Source organism: Citrobacter sp. RHBSTW-00944, from assembly GCF_013615435.1.
In the GTDB taxonomy this organism is placed as follows: Bacteria; Pseudomonadota; Gammaproteobacteria; order Enterobacterales; family Enterobacteriaceae; genus Citrobacter; species Citrobacter braakii.
On record NZ_CP055418.1, the window covers coordinates 821,576 to 842,633 of the forward strand.

A 21,058-nucleotide genomic window follows, 5' to 3' on the forward strand; every position below is an offset into this window, starting at 1 on the left:
GGCCGGGCAAGCGAAGCACCCGGCCTAAATGGGGCCTGCGTTTAAAAATCTGCTGGAACTTTAAACGTCATACTGTTGCCGTATTCGGGATGCGTGATAGTTAACATCTCTGCATGCAGCAGCAGGCGCGGCGCTAACGCCAGGGCCTGTGGCGGGGCGTAGAAGCGGTCGCCCAGAATCGGATGCCCTAATGCCAGCATATGCACACGCAACTGGTGGGAGCGTCCGGTAATGGGTTTGAGTACGACCCGGGCGGTGTTATCTTCCGCAAACTCCACCACTTCATACTCGGTCTGCGCCGATTTTCCGGTCTCATAACACACTTTCTGCTTTGGCCGATTCGGCCAGTCGCAAATCAGCGGTAAATCAACCAGCCCCTCGGCCGGAGCGGGATGTCCCCAGACGCGTGCGACATACTGTTTCTTCGGCTCGCGTTCGCGAAACTGGCGCTTTAGCTCGCGCTCTGCCGCTTTAGTTAGCGCCACTACAATCACGCCGCTGGTTGCCATATCCAGACGATGTACGGATTCAGCCTGCGGATAATCGCGCTGAATACGCGTCATCACGCTGTCTTTGTGTTCATCCAGACGACCCGGCACGGACAACAAGCCGCTCGGCTTGTTGACCACCATAATGTGCTCATCCTGATACAGGATAACCAGCCAGGGTTCCTGCGGCGGATTATAGTTTTCCATCCCCATGTCAGGCTCCGTTACTGATGCGTCACGACAATCAGGCGCAGGGCATCCAGACGCCATCCCGCCTGATCCAGGCTTTCCATCACCTGCTGACGATTGCTTTCAATGGCGCTGAGTTCGTCATCACGGATGTTCGGGTTAACGGCACGCAGCGCTTCCAGACGGGAGAGTTCAGCCGTCAGCTTCTCGTCCGCTTCTTTGCGCGCCGCGTCGATCAGCGCGCGGGCCGATTTTTCTACCTGCGCTTCACCGAGTTGCAGAATGGCATGAACATCCTGCTGTACGGCGTTGACCAGTTTACTGCCGGTGTGGCGGTTAACGGCGCTAAGCTGACGGTTAAAGGTTTCGAATTCAACCTGCGCGGCAAGGTTGTTGCCGTTTTTGTCCAGCAGCATGCGTACCGGGGTTGGCGGCAGGAAGCGGTTTAACTGCAGCTGTTTTGGCGCTTGCGCTTCAACGACGTAGACCAGTTCAACCAGCAGAGTACCGACTGGTAATGCTTTGTTTTTCAGCAAAGAAATGGTGCTGCTTCCGGTGTCGCCGGAGAGGATCAGATCCAGACCATTACGGATCAGCGGATGCTCCCAGGTAATAAACTGCGCGTCTTCACGCGACAGGGCAACATCACGCTCAAACGTAATGGTACAGCCATCTTCCGGCAGCCCTGGGAAATCCGGCACCAGCATATGATCGGACGGTGTCAGTACGATCAAATTGTCGCCACGGTCATCCTGATTAATACCAACGATATCAAACAGGTTCATGGCGAAGGCGATCAGGCTGGTATCGTCGTCCTGTTCTTCAATACTCTCAGCCAGCGCCAGCGCTTTTTCGCCGCCGTTAGAGTGGATCTCCAGCAGGCGATCGCGACCTTGCTCCAGCTGTGCTTTCAGCGCGTCATGCTGTTCGCGACAGGTTTTGATCAGATCGTCAAAGCCATCGGTGTTTTCTGGCTCAGCCAGGTAGCCGATCAGATTGTTATATACCGTGTCATAGATGGTACGTCCGGTCGGGCAAGTGTGTTCGAACGCATCCAGACCTTCGTGGTACCAACGCACCAGCACGGATTGAGCGGTTTTTTCCAGGTATGGAACGTGGATCTGGATATCATGCACCTGACCAATACGGTCCAGACGGCCAATACGCTGTTCCAGCAGGTCCGGATTGAACGGCAGATCAAACATCACCAGATGGCTGGCGAACTGGAAGTTACGCCCTTCGGAGCCGATTTCAGAGCACAGCATCACCTGGGCGCCGCTATCTTCTTCGCTAAACCAGGCCGCAGCGCGGTCACGTTCAATGATCGACATCCCTTCATGGAACACGGCGGCGCGGATACCTTCGCGCTCGCGCAGAACCTGCTCCAGCTGAAGCGCAGTGGTGGCTTTCGCGCAGATGACCAGAACTTTTTGCGAGCGGTGGCTGGTCAGGTAGCCCATCAGCCATTCCACGCGCGGGTCAAAGTTCCACCAGGTGCCGGTGTCGCCTTCGAATTCCTGATAAATCTGCTCCGGGTAGAGCATGTCGCGCGCGCGGTCTTCCGCACTCTTACGCGCGCCCATAATGCCGGAGACTTTAATGGCCGTCTGGTATTGGGTTGGCAACGGCAATTTGATGGTATGCAGCTCGCGTTTAGGGAAGCCTTTCACACCGTTACGGGTATTTCGGAACAGCACGCGGCTGGTGCCGTGGCGGTCCATCAGCATCGAAACCAGCTCCTGACGCGCGCTCTGGGCGTCTTCGCTGTCGCTGTTTGCCGCTTGCAGTAACGGCTCAATGTCCTGTTCGCCAATCATGTCACCTAACATGTTCAGCTCATTGTTACTCAGCTTGTTGCCAGCCAGTAACATGGCGACGGCGTCGGCGACCGGACGGTAATTTTTCTGTTCTTCAACAAACTGGGCGAAATCGTGGAAGCGGCTTGGATCCAGTAGACGCAGGCGCGCAAAGTGGCTTTCCAGGCCCAGCTGTTCCGGCGTTGCGGTCAGCAGCAGGATGCCTGGTACGCGCTCTGCCAGCTGCTCAACGGCCATATATTCACGGCTGGGCGCGTCTTCGCTCCACACCAGGTGATGGGCTTCATCGACAATCAGCAGATCCCATTCGGCATCACACAGGTGCTCCAGACGCTGTTTACTGCGACGGGCAAAGTCCAGCGAACAGATAACCAACTGTTCGGTTTCAAACGGGTTGTAGGCATCGTGCTGCGCTTCTGCATAACGCTCATCATCAAACAGCGCAAAGCGCAGGTTGAAACGACGCAGCATTTCGACCAGCCACTGGTGCTGTAACGTCTCCGGGACGATGATCAGCACGCGCTCCGCGGCGCCTGACAGCAGTTGTTGATGCAGGATCATCCCTGCTTCAATGGTTTTACCTAAACCCACTTCGTCTGCCAGCAACACGCGAGGGGCATGACGACGGCCGACATCATGGGCAATATTGAGCTGGTGGGGGATCAGGCTGGTACGTTGACCACGCAAACCACTCCACGGCATACGGTACTGTTCGCTCTGAAATTTACGTGCGCGATAGCGCAGCGCAAAGCGGTCCATACGATCAATCTGGCCAGCAAACAGGCGATCCTGGGGTTTACTGAAAACCAGTTTGCTGTCGAGCAGCACTTCACGCAGCGTTACACCGGTTTCTTCGGTATCAAGGCGGGTTCCGATATAGGCAAGCAGGCCGTTTTCTTCTTTTACTTCATCGACATGCAGTTGCCAGCCTTCATGGCTCGTGATCGTGTCACCAGGGTTGAACATCACGCGGGTCACGGGGGAATCACTGCGCGCATACAGACGGTTTTCACCCGTCGATGAGAAAAGTAAAGTGACGGTTCGCGCATCCATGGCGACAACAGTACCAAGTCCCAATTCGCTTTCTGTATCGCTGATCCAGCGTTGACCAAGTGTAAAAGGCATATATGTTCGGCTCTATATCTTTAATTGCAGGCAATACTCGTCATTTTCCGGGCTAGTCCCCGTTATTGAGAGCATACGACCCCGCTACCAGGCTAATAAATCAGTGGTAGGGGTGTTAAATGGGTCCAGGAATGGAAAGGGCGCTATGGTACTGGATGGCGGCGGTTTCGTCACGCGTCAAAATAACCCCAGTTGTCCTGTGAGTAGTGTAGCAAAATTATCGTCAATAAAGGGAAGAATTCCCTCGGCAACCGGCTGGATCTGGCGGGTCAGATAATGCTCGTAATCAAGTGCAGATAGCTGATAATCAACAGGTTCAGGTCCATTTATCGTCCAGACATATTTAATCGTGCCACGATTCTGATACTGCTGCGGACGCCCCAGTTTGACGTTCTGCTCATCGGCGAGCCGCGCGGCGCGAACGTGCGGCGGAACATTCCGCTGGTATTCGCTCAACGGGCGGCGCAGGCGTTTGCGGTACACCAGGTGTTCATCCAGTTCACCCGCCATCAGACGGTCGATAGTCTCGCGAACAAACTCTTGATAAGGCTCGTTACGAAAAATTCGCAGGTACAGCTCCTGCTGAAACTGCTGGGCCAGCGGCGTCCAGTCGGTGCGTACCGTTTCCAGACCTTTAAAGACCATGCGTTGCTCAGCGCCTGACTGAATCATTCCGGCGTAGCGTTTTTTGCTGCCGGTATCTGCACCGCGAATGGTCGGCATCAGAAAGCGACAAAAGTGGGTTTCAAATTCCAGCTCCAGCGCGCTGGTCAGGTTTTGCTGCTTCAGCGATTGCGCCCACCAGTTGTTGACATAGCTCACCAGCTCCCGACCAATCCGGGCCGCATCGTCTTCCGAGTGCGCCTTTTTAAGCCAGACAAAGGTGGAGTCGGTGTCGCCATAGATGACGTCGTAACCCTGAGCCTCAATCAGCGCTTTGGTCTGACGCATGATCGCGTGACCGCGCATGGTGATAGACGAAGCCAGCCTCGGGTCGAAAAAGCGGCAGGCGGTGGTGCCAAGCACGCCGTAAAACGCGTTCATGATGATTTTCAGCGCCTGTGAGAGCGGCTTATTGCCGCGGCGTTTGGCTTCATCGCGCCCATGCCAGATCTGGGTAACAATCTCTGGCAGACAGTGCTTTTCGCGTGAGAACCAGGCGTCAAGGAACCCCTCGGTACTGTGTTCCTGATCCGGCTGTGCCATCCCTTCGATAAGTCCCACTGGATCGATCAAAAAAGTACGAATAATTGACGGGTACAGGCTTTTGTAATCCAGCACCAGCACGGAGTCGTACAAACCCGGGCGCGAGTCCATCACGTAGCCACCGGGGCTGGCGTGCGCGGGAACTTCCCCCAGATTCGGTGCCACATAGCCCGCCCGGTGCATTCGCGGTAGGTAGAGATGGCCGAAGGCGGCAACGGAACCGCCATGCCGGTCGACCGGCAGGCCGTTTACCGTCGATCGTTCCAGCAAAAATGGCATGATCTCGGTTTTATGAAAAATACGCGTGACCAGCTCACAGTCTTTGAGATTGTAGGTGGCGAGCGCGGGCTTATCCTGGGCAAACCGGCGATCTATTTCGTCCATCCTGTCCCAGGGATTATCTATCGACTTCCCTTCGCCCAGCAGCTCCTGTGACACCGTTTCCAGTGAAAAGGATGAGAAATTCCAGAATGCGGATTTAAGCGCCTCAATGCCGTCGATAATCAGGCGACCTTTAGCCTGCGCGAAGAATACGCCGTTTTTGAAGCCATGTTCGCGCCACTCCAGCTCGCTATTGTCACGGCCAAAACGCAGGGGAATGCGGTAACGTTCAGCATGCTTTTGCAGGACGCGTAAATCGAATTGCACGACGTTCCAGCCGATTACCACATCAGGATCGTGACGGGCAATCCAGTCGTTGAGCTTTTCCAGTAACTGCGGGCGGCTTGCGACATATTCAAGTTCAAAATCCAGCGCTGAGGCATCGCCGTTTGCCGGGCCGAGCATGTAGACAATACGCTGCCCACAGCCTTCAAGGCCGATACAGTAGAGTTCGCCGTGGCGCGTGGTTTCGATATCCAGCGAGACCCATTTCAGCGGCGGTCGATAGTCAGGGTTCGGCTTCAACCGGGCATTAACCAGCGTACCGTTATGTCTGTCGCCTTCAACCCACACAGGTGAGGTGATAAAACGCTCCATCAGATACCGTTCCGGCGGACGCACGTCGGCCTCGTAGACGGTAATTGCGTTTTCACGCAGCAGCTTTTCCAGCCGCATGAGCTGGCGATGTGAGCGGCAATACAGGCCGGAAACGGGCTGGCGGTGGAAGTCTTGCAATTGCAGCGGCGTCAGACGATAGCCGTTTTCATTGCGTAATAATGACGCTACGCGAGGAACCTGACTGACAGGAATAAACGCGACCGACTCCTGAGGCGCGAGCGTGACCTGTAGCGGCCCGTCGTCCGTAGCCAGCCAGAATGTGACCTCAGTTCCCTGCGGGGTGTCCCGCCAGTGCCGGGTTAAAATAAAGCCTGCCTGCGCCACGCTGCGTACCCATTAAAAAACCAGGCATTATTATAGCCTGGTTTACACGATTGTACTGTTATTTTGTACAGTTAAAAATGAGAGCTGCGGGCAGTTATTGTGACAGTAACAGTAAAATGCCCTCCGCAGTAAAAGTGTTACAGGATAGAGTTTGGTATTTAATAAATGAATGCCTTAATTGAAAACTCTTCCTTGAATTATTTTATTGGCCTGTCATGGCTATTTGTATCTATTATTCTTTTGTAATTATATTTGTTTCATAAATTGGAAGTCCGTTTCAGGATTTTTATGTCATTTTCGGAATCGTGCTCGTACGGTTTTGTTACTCATCCCTCGGTTCAGGAAAAATGGTTATTTTTTTATTTGTTTTTATTCATGGTTAGTGTAACTATTTTAATCAAACACTCGGGTTACCCGGTTGAATATAATATATTTTTATGGCTTGCTATTGTCTGGATAAAAACGGATTTTCGGTTCGATTTCGTCGGGAATATCTCTCTGTATAATTTGATTTTTATCGCTGAATATAATTTTATTCATCAGATAGCTCGGGTGTTTTATATCAATAGCTTGGGTGCGTAGTGTTATGGAGGCCTATTATGGATATTTATACTCAGGCGTTACAGGTAGGATATGATCACTATTTATTTGTTAATACTCAGTTATCTAACCCTACAATTAAATCAGTAAGTCAATATATTGAGTATAGAACATGGTCAGGTCAAATTTGGCGTACTGAGATTATTGAACGTGGGAATGCTTTCTTTCACTGGCAAGGGCATGACAGAATAAATGGTCATCGTGATACGGTGATTAATTATCTGTTGAATGGACAGCGCTGGCAGTCAACGATTACAGATTACATTTTCTTTCATTCACTGGATGGTGAAGAGGCGCAGGGACATTATGACAACGTGATTAAATACGTTTGTGCTAATAACTGTGTGTATCGAAGTGCGTTTGCGGAATATATAAAGGAATAACCAGAGAGCGCGTCACCGAGATTCCGGGCGCGCTCAGATTGTTTTCACTGGCCGTAGTAGGCTTTTGCGCCGTGTTTACGCAGGTAGTGTTTATCTAACAGGGTTTGCTGCATATCCGGCAATTGCGGCGCGAGCTGGCGACAGAAGATCCCCATGTAGGCGACTTCTTCCAGCACTATGGCGTTGTGTACCGCATCTTCGGCGTTTTTTCCCCAGGCAAACGGACCGTGAGAGTGCACCAGCACGCCAGGCATCTGCGAAGCGTCAATGCCTTGTTTCTCAAAGGTTTCAACGATCACGTTACCGGTTTCCCACTCATATTCGCCGTTGATTTCTTCCTCGGTCATTTTCCGTGTGCAGGGAATCGATCCGTAGAAATAGTCCGCATGAGTGGTACCCGTGGCTGGAATCGACTGGCCCGCCTGCGCCCAGATGGTTGCATGACGCGAATGGGTATGAACAATGCCGCCAATGGTCGGGAATGCCTGATACAGCAGACGGTGCGTTGGGGTATCGGAGGAGGGTTTCTTCGTACCTTCTACAACCTCACCGGTGGCGATACTGACTACGACCATATCTTCTGCGGTCATAACGCTGTAATCGACCCCGGAAGGTTTTATCACAAACACGCCGCGCTCACGATCGACGGCACTCACGTTCCCCCAGGTCAAGGTGACCAGGTGGTGCTTAGGCAACGCCAGATTGGCTTCCAGCACCTGACGTTTGAGATCTTCTAACATGTTGATTCCTCTGTGCCGGATGGCGGGCAAACGCAGAGCCATCCGGCAACAACATAATTAACGTTTAAAACCGTAATAGACGTCGTTCCAGCGCAGCGCGTCCTTAAAGGCCGGCAGGCGGGTATCGTTGTCGATCACGGCGATCTCGATATCGTGCATTTCAGCGAACTGGCGCATATCGTTCAGATCCAGCGCGTGGCTGAAGACGGTGTGGTGCGCGCCACCGGCCAGGATCCAGGCTTCAGATGCGGTCGGCAGATCAGGCTGGGCTTTCCACAATGCGTTAGCCACCGGCAGTTTCGGCAGGGAGTGCGGTGTTTGAACCGTGTCGATGCAGTTAACCAGCAGGCGATAGCGATCGCCAAGATCGATCAGGCTGGCAACGACTGCCGGGCCAGTTTTGGTGTTGAAGATCAGACGAGCGGGATCGTCTTTACCACCAATGCCGAGATGCTGAACGTCGAGGATCGGTTTATCTTCCACCGCGATAGACGGGCACACTTCCAGCATGTGCGAGCCGAGCACCAGATCGTTGCCTTTCTCGAAGTGGTAGGTGTAATCCTCCATAAATGAGGTGCCGCCCTGCAGACCGGTTGACATCACCTTCATGATGCGAAGCAGAGCGGCGGTTTTCCAGTCGCCTTCGCCCGCAAAGCCGTAGCCTTGCTGCATCAGACGCTGTACGGCCAGTCCCGGGAGCTGTTTCAGGCCGTGTAAATCTTCAAATGTCGTGGTAAAGGCGTGGAATCCGCCCTGTTCCAGGAAGCGCTTCATCCCCAGTTCAATACGGGCCGCTTCCAGTACGTTTTGACGTTTCTCACCGTGGACTTGCGTTGCCGCCGTCATGGTGTAGGTGCTTTCATACTCATCGATTAGCGCGTTGATTTCGCCGTCGCTAATGGAGTTCACTACCTGCACCAGATCGCCTACGGCCCAGGTATTTACCGAGAAGCCGAATTTGATCTGCGCAGCGACTTTATCGCCATCGGTGACCGCGACTTCACGCATGTTGTCGCCAAAACGGCAGACTTTCAGATGGCGGGTATCCTGTTTGGACACGGCCTGGCGCATCCAGGAGCCGATGCGTTCGTGCGCTTGTTTGTCCTGCCAGTGACCGGTGACCACGGCGTGCTGCTGACGCATACGTGCGCCGATGAAGCCGAATTCACGGCCGCCGTGCGCGGTCTGGTTCAGGTTCATAAAGTCCATATCAATGCTGTCCCACGGCAGGGCGGCGTTGAACTGGGTATGGAATTGCATCAGCGGCTTGTTGAGGATAGTCAGACCGTTAATCCACATTTTGGCCGGAGAGAAAGTGTGCAGCCAGACCACCAGACCTGCGCAGCGATCGTCGTAGTTAGCGTCACGACAAATAGCGGTAATCTCGTCAGGTGAAGTACCAAGCGGTTTTAAAACCAGTTTGCAGGGCAGTTTAGCTTCAGTATTCAGCGCGTTAACGACGTGCTCGGCATGTTGGGTTACCTGACGCAGGGTTTCAGGGCCATACAGATGCTGGCTACCAATCACAAACCACACTTCATAGTTATCAAAAATCGTCATTGTCGTGTCCTTAATGTGTCAGGGTTGCCTGGTCTACCGGGGTTTGTTGCGCCGGAGCGGCAGTCGGAAGATATTGTTGTTCAGCGCTAACCGCCCACTGCTGGTAGCGGCGGTAAAGCTGTTCAAAACGTTGAGCCTGCTCTGGTCGAGGTTGCAGCGTGTTTTCCACGGCGCTTGCCATCTGTTGCTGAGCGGCTGGGATATCGGTGTGTACTTTCGCGGCAACGGCGGCAAAGATAGCCGCACCGAGTGCGCAGCACTGGTCTGAAGCGACAATCTGTAGCGGACGGTTGAGCACGTCACAACAGGCCTGCATGATGACCGGGTTTTTACGGACGATGCCGCCTAGCGCCATTACGTTGTTAACCGCAATGCCTTGTTCGGTGAAGCATTCCATGATGGCGCGTGCACCAAAGGCGGTGGCGGCAATCAGACCGCCGAACAGCGCTGGCGCGTCGGTTGCCAGATTCAGATCGGTAATCACTCCTTTCAGACGCTGGTTGGCATTGGGCGTACGGCGACCGTTGAACCAGTCGAGCACCACCGGCAGGTGATCCAGCGACGGATTTCTCGCCCAAGCTTCGGTTAGCGCTGGTAGCAGCTGTTTTTGGCTGGCTTTAATCTGGGTCTTCAGCTCCGGGTGCTGCGTGGCAAGCTGCTCCAGCGGCCAGCTCAGCACACGGCTAAACCAGGCATAGATATCGCCGAACGCGGACTGGCCTGCCTCGAGGCCAATAAAATGCGGCACCACGCTGCCATCAACCTGGCCGCAAATGCCTTTCACCGCGCGCTCGCCGACGCTGTGTTTGTCAGCAATCAGAATGTCGCAGGTCGACGTGCCAATGACTTTCACCAGCGTATTGGGCTGTGCGCCCGCGCCGACCGCGCCCATATGGCAGTCAAAAGCGCCGCCTGCAATCACCACGCTTTCCGGTAGTCCCAGACGCTGCGCCCACTCGGCGCACAGGGTGCCAACCGGCAGGTCGGCTGTGAAGGTATCGGTAAACATCGGGTATTGCAGATGGCGGTTGAGGATGGGGTCGAGTTCGTCAAAGAAACTGGCTGGCGGTAGACCACCCCAGCTTTCATGCCACAGGGATTTATGCCCGGCGCTGCAGCGACCGCGACGAATATCCTGTGGACGTACGGTATTAGAGAGCAGGGCCGGAACCCAGTCGCACAGTTCAATCCACGAAACCGCGGCCTCGGCAACCGCGTGGTCCTGACGGGTCACATGCAGGATTTTGGCCCAGAACCATTCGCTGGAATAAATACCGCCGATATAGCGGGAGTAATCGATCTTGCCCGGTGTGTGGCACAGACGGGTAATTTCTTCAGCTTCTTCTACTGAGGTGTGATCTTTCCACAGGACAAACATTGCATTTGGGTTTTCAGCGAACTCCGGACGCAACGCCAGTACGTTGCCGTCGGCATCGATGGGGGCCGGGGTTGAACCGGTGCTGTCAACGCCAATCCCGACCACTTCCGCACGCTGTTTAACGCTCAGTTCGGCCAGCACGGTTTTCAGCGCCGCTTCCATCGATTCAATGTAGTCGCGTGGATGATGGCGAAACTGGTTGTTTGGGCCATCGCAATACTGTCCTTCCTGCCAACGTGGGTACCACTCTACGCTGGTGGCGATTTCTTCTCCGGTGGCACATTCCACTGCCAAAGCGCGTACTGAATCACTGCCAAAATCGAGGCCAATTGCAATCGCCATCGTCTTACTCCATCCAAAAATACGGGTATGGATAAACAGTAGTTAGTAGGGATAAAAACCGTCAGGCAGGATTCGCTAATCTTATGGACTAAAATGCTGTGGCATCACAAAGTGTGACGCCGTGCAAATAATCAATGTGGACATTTCTGCCGTAGTTATAGACACTTTTGTTAGCCGATTTTAACGTTGGCGCAGTACATATTTTTTACAAAGTGCTTTTCACAAGCGGGGTTGATGGTCCATTACCGCAAACACAGCGGCCCGCAGGGGCGACGGCAATGATGTCTGGCGTAATATGGACAAATTGTTTCTTAGCAGAACATAGGGAGTATTGAAATTATGGCTGAAACGCAAAACGATCCCCTGCTGCCAGGCTATTCGTTTAACGCGCATTTGGTGGCCGGATTAACCCCCATCGAGGCGAACGGATACCTGGATTTTTTTATCGACAGGCCGCTGGGTATGAAGGGCTATATCCTCAATCTCACTATCCGTGGCGAAGGGGTTATCAATAATCAGGGCAAACAATTTGTCTGTCGGCCTGGCGATATTTTGCTGTTTCCGCCCGGAGAAATTCACCACTACGGACGCCATCCTGATGCCAGTGAGTGGTATCACCAGTGGGTTTACTTTCGCCCACGCGCCTACTGGCAGGAGTGGCTGACCTGGCCGGCCATTTTTGCCCAGACTGGATTCTTTCGTCCGGATGAAGCACATCAGCCGCATTTTAACGAACTGTTTGGGCAGATAATCAACGCCGGGCAGGGAGAAGGTCGCTATTCCGAACTGCTGGCGATTAATTTACTGGAACAGTTATTGCTCCGCCGTATGGAAGCCATTAATGAATCGCTGCATCCCCCCATGGACAACCGCGTGCGCGACGCCTGCCAGTACATCAGCGATCACCTGGCGGACAGTAATTTTGATATTGCCAGCGTCGCACAGCACGTCTGCCTGTCGCCTTCCCGTTTGTCGCATCTGTTCCGTCAGCAGTTGGGTATCAGCGTATTAAGCTGGCGCGAGGATCAGCGTATCAGCCAGGCCAAGCTATTGCTGAGTACCACTCGTATGCCCATTGCTACGGTGGGGCGCAATGTTGGCTTTGACGATCAGCTCTATTTTTCTCGCGTTTTCAAAAAATGTACCGGCGCCAGTCCGAGCGAGTTTCGCGCTGGATGTGAATAAATTTATTATGTAGCGCTGGAAGTATTAAACCTCTTTCAGCGCATTATAATTTGGTATCTAAAATAAGTTACAATTTTGTGATGAATAGATATCTATAAAAAATAAAAAAGCAGTATTTGTTTGTTCAAAATGTTCTTGCTATAAACCACCTGTCAAGGAGGTTTTAAATGAGTAAGCGATTTGATATTACTGATGGAGCTTTAGCAACCACTAAAAAAAATGGTTTGATTTATACAGAAGAGCTGGGATGGATTGATTTAGGTCATGCTCAGGGTAATGATGCCAGACTTTTAAAGAAAAAGCTTGAGCAAGAACTGTGGGCAAAATACTATAAAGAATTCAATGATTGGTACTTCCCTGTAAATTATTATCAAGAAATGGGAAAAGGGAAAAACTTATTTGGGGTAAACTTTACTTTTCATACTGGTGTACATACTCAAGTTATGGTTCGTGCTTGTCTTTCTCCAGAGCTTAAAGCTCGAGTGGCTTTGACTATTATGTATGGGACGGCGAAACGATTCGAAGCATGGCAGAACTCTCTCCTTTTCAACTGGTACACGGATAGCGGATTTAGTGTGGAGGATTTGGTTTCTGATTTAGTCGGCTTTTATCGGGTTTTTGGTACGGGACCAGATCCATTGTGGCGAGCAAAACCTGTATCCTATGAAACGGCCATACAGATATGGGATGCACATGATCCAATCGGTACTTATAAAAATAGAGATTTTTTTCCATATTTATTTTCGACAAAACCACCATTCAAATATGGTGAGCCGCTCAAAAAAAACCTCCCAGAGTGGTTGAATTATATAAAGCCATTAGAGAATTCATTTTCAGGTTTATTGTACAATCAGTTTAATAATAATCCTGTTAGCGATTTTTTTAAGGAGAAAAATAGGTTAAATCATGAGCTTTATGGAACATTTTCAATTTCTGATACACTAAGTTATGCTGACTCACCTTTTGATAGACCATCTTTTTTTCTGCTTCATCCTCATTCTCCATTTAAGGGAGGAGAGAGATGAAAAAATATGCTCTGTTTATTTTTTTACTATTTCTGCTGTCCCCTTTGGCGTTCTATAGTTGGTTTGCTTTGACATCGGGAGAACATCATTACAAGCGAGACGATATTTTTTCATATTGGCTATATACGCCTGATATGTTAAAAATTATGCCATTAATATCAGAAGATATTGATTTTTATTATGATTATGATTTAGGTGATGCTGCCAACTTACTGATTTAGTGTATGATGGTGTTTTTGAGGTGCTCCAGTGGCTTCTGTTTCTATCAGCTGTCCCTCCTGTTCAGCTACTGACGGGGTGGTGCGTAACGGCAAAAGCACTGCCGGACATCAGCGCTATCTCTGCTCTCACTGCCGTAAAACATGGCAACTGCAGTTCACTTACACCGCTTCTCAACCCGGTACGCACCAGAAAATCATTGATATGGCCATGAATGGCGTTGGATGCCGGGCAACCGCCCGCATTATGGGCGTTGGCCTCAACACGATTTTCCGCCATTTAAAAAACTCAGGCCGCAGTCGGTAACCTCGCGCATACAGCCGGGCAGTGACGTCATCGTCTGCGCGGAAATGGACGAACAGTGGGGATACGTCGGGGCTAAATCGCGCCAGCGCTGGCTGTTTTACGCGTATGACAGGCTCCGGAAGACGGTTGTTGCGCACGTATTCGGTGAACGCACTATGGCGACGCTGGGGCGTCTTATGAGCCTGCTGTCACCCTTTGACGTGGTGATATGGATGACGGATGGCTGGCCGCTGTATGAATCCCGCCTGAAGGGAAAGCTGCACGTAATCAGCAAGCGATATACGCAGCGAATTGAGCGGCATAACCTGAATCTGAGGCAGCACCTGGCACGGCTGGGACGGAAGTCGCTGTCGTTCTCAAAATCGGTGGAGCTGCATGACAAAGTCATCGGGCATTATCTGAACATAAAACACTATCAATAAGTTGGAGTCATTACCTATGATTTAGATGAGCAGCGAACACTAGTCGTAATAACATGGCATCATGTGAAGGATGTTGCTGAAAAAAAACACTCTTACGTGATTTTCTACACCAACTCGGTTCTTCTATAAAATATGATTGCTTATGGATTTATCACGACCCTAATGATTTCTCCAGGAATTATCAATATTATTGCATCTACCAAAAAGCAGATACCCTCGAACTGGTATTCGTTGAGAGGGCGAAGTGACGCAAAGTGAGTTCCTGAGCGTCCCAATCGCGCCGGATGTGAATAAAAAGTGAATGATGTGTCCTGAAAGTTGTCATAACTCGCAATCTATTCAGACAATTGATGGCTTGACGAAGTTGAGACGGGTTATCAAAATCCCTGCTTCGTAAATCTGACGGACACATTATGCAAGCATTGCTGGAACACTTTATTCTTCAGTCCGCCCTGTACTCCCTGATCGCCGTACTGCTGGTGGCCTTTCTGGAGTCACTGGCGCTGGTTGGTCTGATTCTGCCCGGTACCGTGATGATGGCGGGGCTGGGGGCGCTGATTGGCAGTGGCGAACTGAACTTCTGGCATGCCTGGCTTGCGGGCATCATTGGTTGCCTGTTGGGGGACTGGATCTCTTTCTGGTTGGGCTGGCGCTTTAAAAAGCCGCTGCATCGTTGGTCGTTCATGAAAAAGAACAAGGCGTTGCTGGATAAAACCGAGCACGCGCTGCATCAGCACAGCATGTTTACCATTCTGGTGGGGCGTTTTGTGGGACCGACGCGTCCGCTGGTGCCAATGGTGGCGGGCATGCTGGATCTGCCTGTCGTTAAATTTATCGTCCCGAATATTATTGGTTGCGTACTGTGGCCGCCGTTCTACTTCCTACCGGGGATCCTGGCGGGGGCGGCAATTGATATTCCTTCTGAGATGCAGAGCGGGGATTTCAAATGGTTGCTGCTGGCGACGGCGCTGTTGCTATGGGTAGGGGGCTGGTTTTGCTGGCGACTGTGGCGTAGCGGCAAAGCGGCAGTCGATCGCTTAACCGCGTATTTCCCCCGCAGCCGTTTACTGTATCTGGCGCCGTTGACGCTTGGGATCGGCGTGGTTGCGCTGGTGGCGTTACTGCGCCATCCGCTGATGCCGGTGTATATTGATATTCTGCGTAAAGTCGTGGGTTTCTGACGATTCTTTTGCCGGATGGCGCTGACGCTTATCCGGCCTGGGAAATCAATCACTCGGCTTTGATGCCCAAGAGCGTCGAGGCGCTGGCCTGACCGCTTAATAACTCATCCGTTTTGCCCTGCCAGGCGATGCGCCCGTCGGCGACCACAATCGAACGGGACGCAATTCGCGCCGCATCTTCTACACTGTGGGACACCATCAGCAAGGTAAGCTGTTTATCGCGACAGACCTCGGCAACCAGCGTTAACATCTCCTGGCGCAGGGCGGGATCGAGCGCAGAGAACGGTTCATCAAGCAGCAAAATGGGTTGTTCCCGCACCAGGCAACGCGCCAGCGCTACGCGCTGTCGCTGACCGCCGGAAAGCTCACCGGGGAGGCGCTCCAGCAGTGAGTCGATCCCCATTTGCTGGGCGATGTGATGCATTTTCTCCCGCTGCGATGCATTCAGCTTCAATCCCGGGTTAAGGCCCAGGCCGATGTTTTGCTGCACGCTCAGGTGGCTGAACAGGTTATTTTCCTGAAACAGCATCGAAACGGGGCGACGTGAGGGAGGCGTGGCGGTGTGATCTTCACCTTCAATCAACATGGTACCGCTGGCAGGCGTGAGGAAGCCGGCGATCAGATTCAGCAGCGTACTTTTCCCGGCGCCGCTGGGCCCGAGGATCGCGACCTGCTCACCGCGCGCGATCGACAGCGTAAAGCGCATCGGCAAATGGTGATAAAGCCATGTGATATCAATCAGTTTTAACATTTCGACCCGGCAATTTCTCAATAACGGTAAACAGCGTAAAGCACAGGATCAGCAGCAATAACGCCGTAACTGCGCCATCCTGACTGCGATAAGAGCCAATCTGCTGATATAAATAAAACGGCAGGGTGCGGAAATCCTCATTACCAAATAGCGCGACCACGCCAAAATCGCCAATCGACAGCACGCAGGCAAAAGCCATCGCCTGCGCCAGCGGGCGCTTCAGGGCACGCAGTTCAACCACTTTCAGGCGCGACCATCCCTCAATTCCCAACGACTGGCACAACATACTGTAGCGGGTGGTGACGTCCCGCATTGGGTTTTCCAGTACCTTCAGCGCGTAAGGGATCGCCATCAGCGCATTGGTAAAAATGACAATGCCGTCGGCTGATTCGGGGAGTCCAATGGTGTTATTGAGCAGCAGAAAGAAGCCGGTTGCCAGCACGATGCCCGGCATGGCGAGGATCATCATGCCGCTAAGTTCCAGCATCTGACCTGCCAGCACCTGCTGTCGGGCACGCAGTTCACGACTGCTCCATAACAGCATCATGGTGAGAACTACGCACAACGCACCTGCCGCCAGCGCAATGCGCAGCGAGGTTCCCAGCGCGTGCCACAGTACAGGTTGCTTAAGAACATCCAGCATATGGCGGTTAATACCATCGACAATTACCGCCAGCAGCGGCGGCAGCAGTAGCAGCAGGGCCAGAATAATCAGCAGTGCGTCTGCCAGGCGGCTGTGCAGACGATCGTCGGGATCGCGCCAGCCCTGAACCAGCGTGGTACCGGGGGCGATGGCGCGGCTCAGACGTTGGCTGAAGAGCACCAGCGCTAAACAACAAACCATCTGGATCAACGCCAGCATGGCGGCGCGGGCGGGATCGTAATCAAAGTTCAGCGCCTGATAAATCGCCAGCTCGATGGTTGTGGCCTGCGGTCCACCGCCCAGCGACAAAACGGTGGCGAAGCTGGCGAAACAGAGCATAAAGATGAGCGCCGCGACGGGAAGGATTTGCCGACGCAGCCACGGCCATTCAACAAAGCGGAAGAAATGCCAGCCGCGCAGACCCAACTGAGCGGCTAACTGTCGCTGTTCGCCGGGAATATTCTCCAGCGACTGCAACAGCAGACGACTGGCCATCGGCAGATTGAAAAAGACGTGCGCCAGCAGAATGCCCTGCAGACCGTACGGCGAAAACGTCCATTCCAGCCCGAATGTATGCCAGATCGAGGCCAACCAGCCCTGACGACCGTACACGCTAAGAATACCGAAGACCGCGACCAGCACTGGCAGGATTAACGTCATCGCGCACAGGCGCAGCAGCGCCAGTCGTCCTGGAAAACGGCGGCGATAGAGCGCTCTGGCAAGGAAAATCGCCGGGATGACCGACAGCACTGCGGATAAAAAAGCCTGCCAGAAAGAAAAGCGCACCACGTGCCACAGGTAGTCGTCTTGCCACAGTGAGCGCCACTCCCCCCGTGGGGCGTTAAACCACAGCGCCAGAAACGCGGCCAGGGCAACGGCCACCATCAGCGTGGCGGCGGTAAGCCCTGGAACCAGCCAGCCGGGAATTAACGGCTGACGGCGCGTTGCCATTCGCTAATCCATGCCTGGCGTTGAGCCGCAACCTGCTGCGGCGTAAATTCCAGCGCGGTGGCTGGCTTATTCAGTTGCTCGAATCCAGACGGCAGGGCGACCTGGGTTACCGGATACATCCAGTTACCGGTCGGAATCGCATTCTGGAAGGCCGGAGACACCATAAACTTGAGGAATTTCTCGGCCAGTTCCGGCTGTTTGCTGGCCGCAGTACGGGCGGCGACTTCTACCTGCAAATAGTGGCCTTCGCTAAAGTTGGCTGCGGCGTAGTTGTCTTTTTTCTCGGTGATGATGTGATAGGCCGGAGAGGTGGTGTAGCTGAGTACCAGGTCGCTTTCGCCTTTCAGGAACAGGCCGTAGGCTTCACTCCAGCCCTTGGTGACCGTGACGGTTTTTGCCGAAAGCGCGCGCCAGGCCTCCGGCGCCTTATCGCCATAGACTTTTTGCATCCATAGCAGCAGGCCCAGCCCCGGCGTGCTGGTACGCGGGTCCTGATAAATGACGCGCCATTTTTGATCGCTCTCTACCAGTTCTTTCAGGCTTTTGGGCGGATTCTTCAGTTTGTTCTTATCATAAACGAAGGCGAAATAGCCGTAATCAAACGGAACGAAGGTATCGTTTTTCCAGCCGCCGGGCACGTTTACGGCTTCACTTGCTACACCGCTTTTGGTAAACAGTTTGGTTTGGGTGGCGGCTTCCAGAAGGTTGTTATCGAGGCCCAGTACGACGTCAGCTTTACTGTTTTTTCCTTCCATGCGCAGGCGGTTAAGCAGCGAGACGCCATCTTCCAGCGCGACCAGTTTCAGTTCACAGTTGCAGTCAGCTTCAAAGGCTTTTTTTATTGTCGGGCCCGGGCCCCAGTCAGCTGCGAACGAGTCGTAGGTATAAACGGTCAGTACAGGTTTGGCGAAAGCAGGCGCTGCGCACAGCAGTAAAAGCGGAAGACATTTTTTAAACACTTTGCACCTCATAAAGTTGGGTGGCAAAGGACTTGAGTTGCAGCCTCAAATCCCTTCGCCGGCATTATCCGGATCAGGTTCGACGGGTATCTCTCAGCCCATACACTTCATCATTCACGCTGCCTCTGTGTTGGCTGCGTTACTCGGCCCATCTCCGGGCCTCGCCCCTTCGGGGCCGCTGCAAGCAGCGTTCAAATCTGCTCCCGGCAGATTTGTCGCTCACCCCAGTCACATAGTTATCTATGCTCCTGGGGACTCACTCGCTTGCCGCCTTGATGCAGCGTGAATGATTTTGTGTATGTTTTTATTTAGCACCCCGTTGAGAACGGCGTTAGTGTAATGATTTTGTTGCTATGCGGCAATCAAGAGCCGGATCTAAGGATCCGGTGGTGCAAACCACGCTGATTTAAAATCAAACCAGCCGAGGGTATTCATGCGTAACCCGCGCATACTGCGCTGTCCCTGAATGATCAGCCAGTGGTGGATTAATGGCACAATGGCCTTTGTGGCGAGCAGCTGTTGGCACCATGCCGCCAGGCTCATTTCGCCCGTTCGCCAGCGGGCCGCATCGTTTTTCCAGTCCCGCGAGATACAGTTTTGCAGCAACGGGACTTCGCACAAATGGGCGAACAGCGAGAAATCCAGCGGTAGGGTAAAGTTGGCGCTGTTGAGCCAGATATCGCTGACAATTTCACCCGCATGCCATTGATCGTAGTCGATCTCCTGAATATTTAACTGTACCTGATGCTCTGCCAGCAACGTCTTCATGATCTGCGCGATAATCCGATGTTCGATGTGATCGCGATAGTAGGTGATCGTCAGCGTTTCCAGTCCGGCGGGTTTTTCACCATGGCCGGGTTTGGCATGGTGCCAGCGGGGGAGCAAACCGTAGGCGGGAAACCACAGTCGCTGGAACTGTTCGTCGGCGTGGCAGATGAGATGGGTTGGCGAAAGAACGCGGCTAACCCAATCGCGAACCTCCTGATTAGCGCCACGGTGGGTGCGCGCATCAAACAGCAGGTAGTAGCAACCTTCTTCGAGGCGGCTTTCGATCGCCTTTTCATCCTCCGTGGGGCCTTTTAGCGTCAACCCACCGCCAGGCTCTTCGCCGATATCGGGTAACACCCAAACGTTAACTTCGTCGATCAGCGCCCGGTAGCCAAAGTAATCATCAAATGCATGAATTTTCAGTTGGTTATTGGTATTGCGCATCACCGCATAGGGACCAGTGCCAATTGGGTGGCTGGAGAAGTTGCTGAGCGTCTCCCATTCTCGCGGCAGGATCATGGCGGGGACTTGCCCCAATAGCCAGGGAAGCCAGCGGTCGGGTTGGGCGAGATGGATATCCAGCGTCCAGGCCGTGGGAGAAACGATCTGTGTGATGTGCGAGTACAGCGGCAGAGCGTTAATGCGTATCAGCGAGGTGATGACATCTTCCATTTCCAGTTCGCGGCCATGATGAAAATGAATCCCCGGACGCAGGAAGAATCGCCAGTGTAAAGGTGAAATCTGCTGCCAGTGATGGGCGATGTCAGCTTCCAGTTCCCCATTTTCCTCATTTACCCGAATTAAGGCGCTGAAGATTTGCCGGGCGATATGAGTTTCTGAACGGCGTAGCGCCGTACCGGGAAGCAGGTTGTGCATGGGACGATAATAGAGAACGCGCATGATGTGCCGCCCCTGGCGAAAACTGCGCCCCAGGTGCGAAACCAGCATCTGTCGTACGGCCGTTTTGTCACCGACCAGCTGCACCAGTTGATCGATGCGATCCTGTTCCAGTAGGTCTTCTGCCCGCTGCTGCTGGAGTGCCAGCCCGGTATAGAGGAAAGTCAGGCGCGAGCGTTTACCTCGCCCCACTTCGGCTTCCCACGTTAACCAGCCGCGTTCTTGCATGGTATTGAGCAGGGTACGCATATGGCGGCGCGAACAACTCAGCAGCTCCGCTAGCTCGTTCAGCGTCGTGTCTTGCGTTTTGCCGTCACAGCATTGCCACAGACGGATGAACTGTTGTTGCAGACGACCAGAAGACATAAAAGGGGAACTCCTGCGAAAAACTCAGCAATTTTATTATCCCTATATTAAGCCAATAATAGATTCCGATGAAGCGATGAGACAACGAAGGGGTCATCTATGCGTCAGTTCTGGTTGAAATACTTTACCGCGACAGAAAAATCGTCCTGGTTGGCTTGCCTGAGCGCACCGCAGCGCTTAAAGATGCTCGAAGAACTGATGCAGTGGGAGGTGACAGCCTGACTCCTGAATTGG

At 53.1% G+C, this 21,058-nt stretch carries 17 protein-coding genes and 1 riboswitch; of the genes, 7 read left to right on the forward strand and 10 right to left on the reverse strand.

From position 1 onward, the window contains the following. Positions 1–41 precede the first annotated feature (41 nt). The 3 genes from rluA to polB form a co-directional block, all read right to left on the reverse strand. Positions 42–701, reverse strand: coding sequence for a bifunctional tRNA pseudouridine(32) synthase/23S rRNA pseudouridine(746) synthase RluA (rluA, locus tag HV334_RS03880; RefSeq protein WP_016151668.1), 660 nt, complete (start codon positions 699–701; stop codon positions 42–44). An 11-nt stretch (positions 702–712) separates the two neighbouring features. After that, complete coding sequence (rapA, locus tag HV334_RS03885) at positions 713–3,619, reverse strand: RNA polymerase-associated protein RapA (RefSeq protein WP_101700374.1); 2,907 nt, start codon at positions 3,617–3,619, stop codon at positions 713–715. Between the two features lie 177 nt (positions 3,620–3,796). Then, positions 3,797–6,148 (reverse strand): DNA polymerase II, encoded by a 2,352-nt coding sequence (gene polB, locus HV334_RS03890; RefSeq protein WP_016151670.1) that lies wholly within the window; start codon positions 6,146–6,148, stop codon positions 3,797–3,799. A 599-nt stretch (positions 6,149–6,747) separates the two neighbouring features. Here polB and HV334_RS03895 point away from each other — a divergent pair. Further along, entirely contained in the window at positions 6,748–7,131 is a 384-nt protein-coding gene (locus tag HV334_RS03895) for a DUF4751 family protein (protein WP_181221194.1), read from the forward strand. Positions 7,132–7,175: 44 nt separating this feature from the next. Here the strand turns inward: HV334_RS03895 and araD are convergent, their stop codons facing one another. Genes araD through araB form a run of 3 tightly spaced genes read right to left on the reverse strand, consistent with a single transcriptional unit; the run spans position 7,176 to position 11,151 of the window. After that, complete coding sequence (gene araD / locus HV334_RS03900; protein WP_016151673.1) at positions 7,176–7,871, reverse strand: L-ribulose-5-phosphate 4-epimerase; 696 nt, start codon at positions 7,869–7,871, stop codon at positions 7,176–7,178. A gap of 57 nt (positions 7,872–7,928) precedes the next feature. Next, on the reverse strand, positions 7,929–9,431 hold the full coding sequence (gene araA, locus HV334_RS03905) for an L-arabinose isomerase (protein ID WP_016155678.1): 1,503 nt from the start codon (positions 9,429–9,431) through the stop codon (positions 7,929–7,931). 10 nt (positions 9,432–9,441) lie between these two features. Continuing rightward, entirely contained in the window at positions 9,442–11,151 is a 1,710-nt protein-coding gene (gene araB, locus HV334_RS03910; protein WP_181221195.1) for a ribulokinase, read from the reverse strand. 339 nt (positions 11,152–11,490) lie between these two features. On the opposite strand from araB, the gene araC reads away from it, so the two are divergent. The 5 genes from araC to HV334_RS03935 all read left to right on the forward strand — a co-directional run bounded on the left by araC (position 11,491) and on the right by HV334_RS03935 (position 15,489). Next, positions 11,491–12,336: an arabinose operon transcriptional regulator AraC gene (gene araC, locus HV334_RS03915; protein ID WP_003018834.1), complete on the forward strand. Its 846-nt coding sequence runs from the start codon at positions 11,491–11,493 to the stop codon at positions 12,334–12,336. A 167-nt stretch (positions 12,337–12,503) separates the two neighbouring features. Further along, positions 12,504–13,361 (forward strand): hypothetical protein, encoded by an 858-nt coding sequence (locus tag HV334_RS03920; protein ID WP_181221196.1) that lies wholly within the window; start codon positions 12,504–12,506, stop codon positions 13,359–13,361. Beyond that, positions 13,358–13,582 carry a hypothetical protein gene (locus tag HV334_RS03925; protein ID WP_249415054.1) on the forward strand — a complete coding sequence of 75 codons (225 nt, stop codon included), beginning with the start codon at positions 13,358–13,360 and terminating at the stop codon, positions 13,580–13,582. The genes HV334_RS03920 and HV334_RS03925 overlap by 4 nt, the downstream gene beginning before the upstream one ends. 28 nt (positions 13,583–13,610) lie before the next feature. Further along, a protein-coding gene (locus tag HV334_RS03930) for an IS1-like element IS1B family transposase (protein WP_095033700.1) occupies positions 13,611–14,308 on the forward strand; the annotation gives its coding sequence in 2 pieces (ribosomal slippage) (positions 13,611–13,860 and positions 13,860–14,308; 699 coding nt in all). 413 nt (positions 14,309–14,721) lie between these two features. Then, a complete protein-coding gene (locus HV334_RS03935; protein WP_181221197.1) occupies positions 14,722–15,489 on the forward strand; it encodes a DedA family protein in 768 nt (255 codons plus the stop codon). Between the two features lie 49 nt (positions 15,490–15,538). Here the strand turns inward: HV334_RS03935 and thiQ are convergent, their stop codons facing one another. From thiQ to sgrR, 4 genes are all read right to left on the reverse strand, one after another. Beyond that, a complete protein-coding gene (thiQ, locus tag HV334_RS03940) occupies positions 15,539–16,240 on the reverse strand; it encodes a thiamine ABC transporter ATP-binding protein ThiQ (protein ID WP_016151677.1) in 702 nt (233 codons plus the stop codon). Beyond that, positions 16,224–17,834: a thiamine/thiamine pyrophosphate ABC transporter permease ThiP gene (thiP, locus tag HV334_RS03945; RefSeq protein ID WP_181221198.1), complete on the reverse strand. Its 1,611-nt coding sequence runs from the start codon at positions 17,832–17,834 to the stop codon at positions 16,224–16,226. The genes thiQ and thiP overlap by 17 nt, the downstream gene beginning before the upstream one ends. After that, the gene (thiB, locus tag HV334_RS03950; RefSeq protein ID WP_181221199.1) at positions 17,810–18,793 is read right to left on the reverse strand and encodes a thiamine ABC transporter substrate binding subunit; all 984 of its coding nucleotides are present in this window, start codon (positions 18,791–18,793) and stop codon (positions 17,810–17,812) included. Before thiB ends, thiP begins: the two co-directional genes overlap by 25 nt. A gap of 33 nt (positions 18,794–18,826) precedes the next feature. Next, a riboswitch (TPP riboswitch) is annotated at positions 18,827–18,929 on the reverse strand. Between the two features lie 239 nt (positions 18,930–19,168). Further along, the gene (gene sgrR / locus HV334_RS03955) at positions 19,169–20,824 is read right to left on the reverse strand and encodes an HTH-type transcriptional regulator SgrR (RefSeq protein WP_181221200.1); all 1,656 of its coding nucleotides are present in this window, start codon (positions 20,822–20,824) and stop codon (positions 19,169–19,171) included. Positions 20,825–20,923: 99 nt separating this feature from the next. On the opposite strand from sgrR, the gene sgrT reads away from it, so the two are divergent. Then, entirely contained in the window at positions 20,924–21,046 is a 123-nt protein-coding gene (gene sgrT, locus HV334_RS03960; protein ID WP_016151681.1) for a glucose uptake inhibitor SgrT, read from the forward strand. Positions 21,047–21,058: the final 12 nt, after the last annotated feature.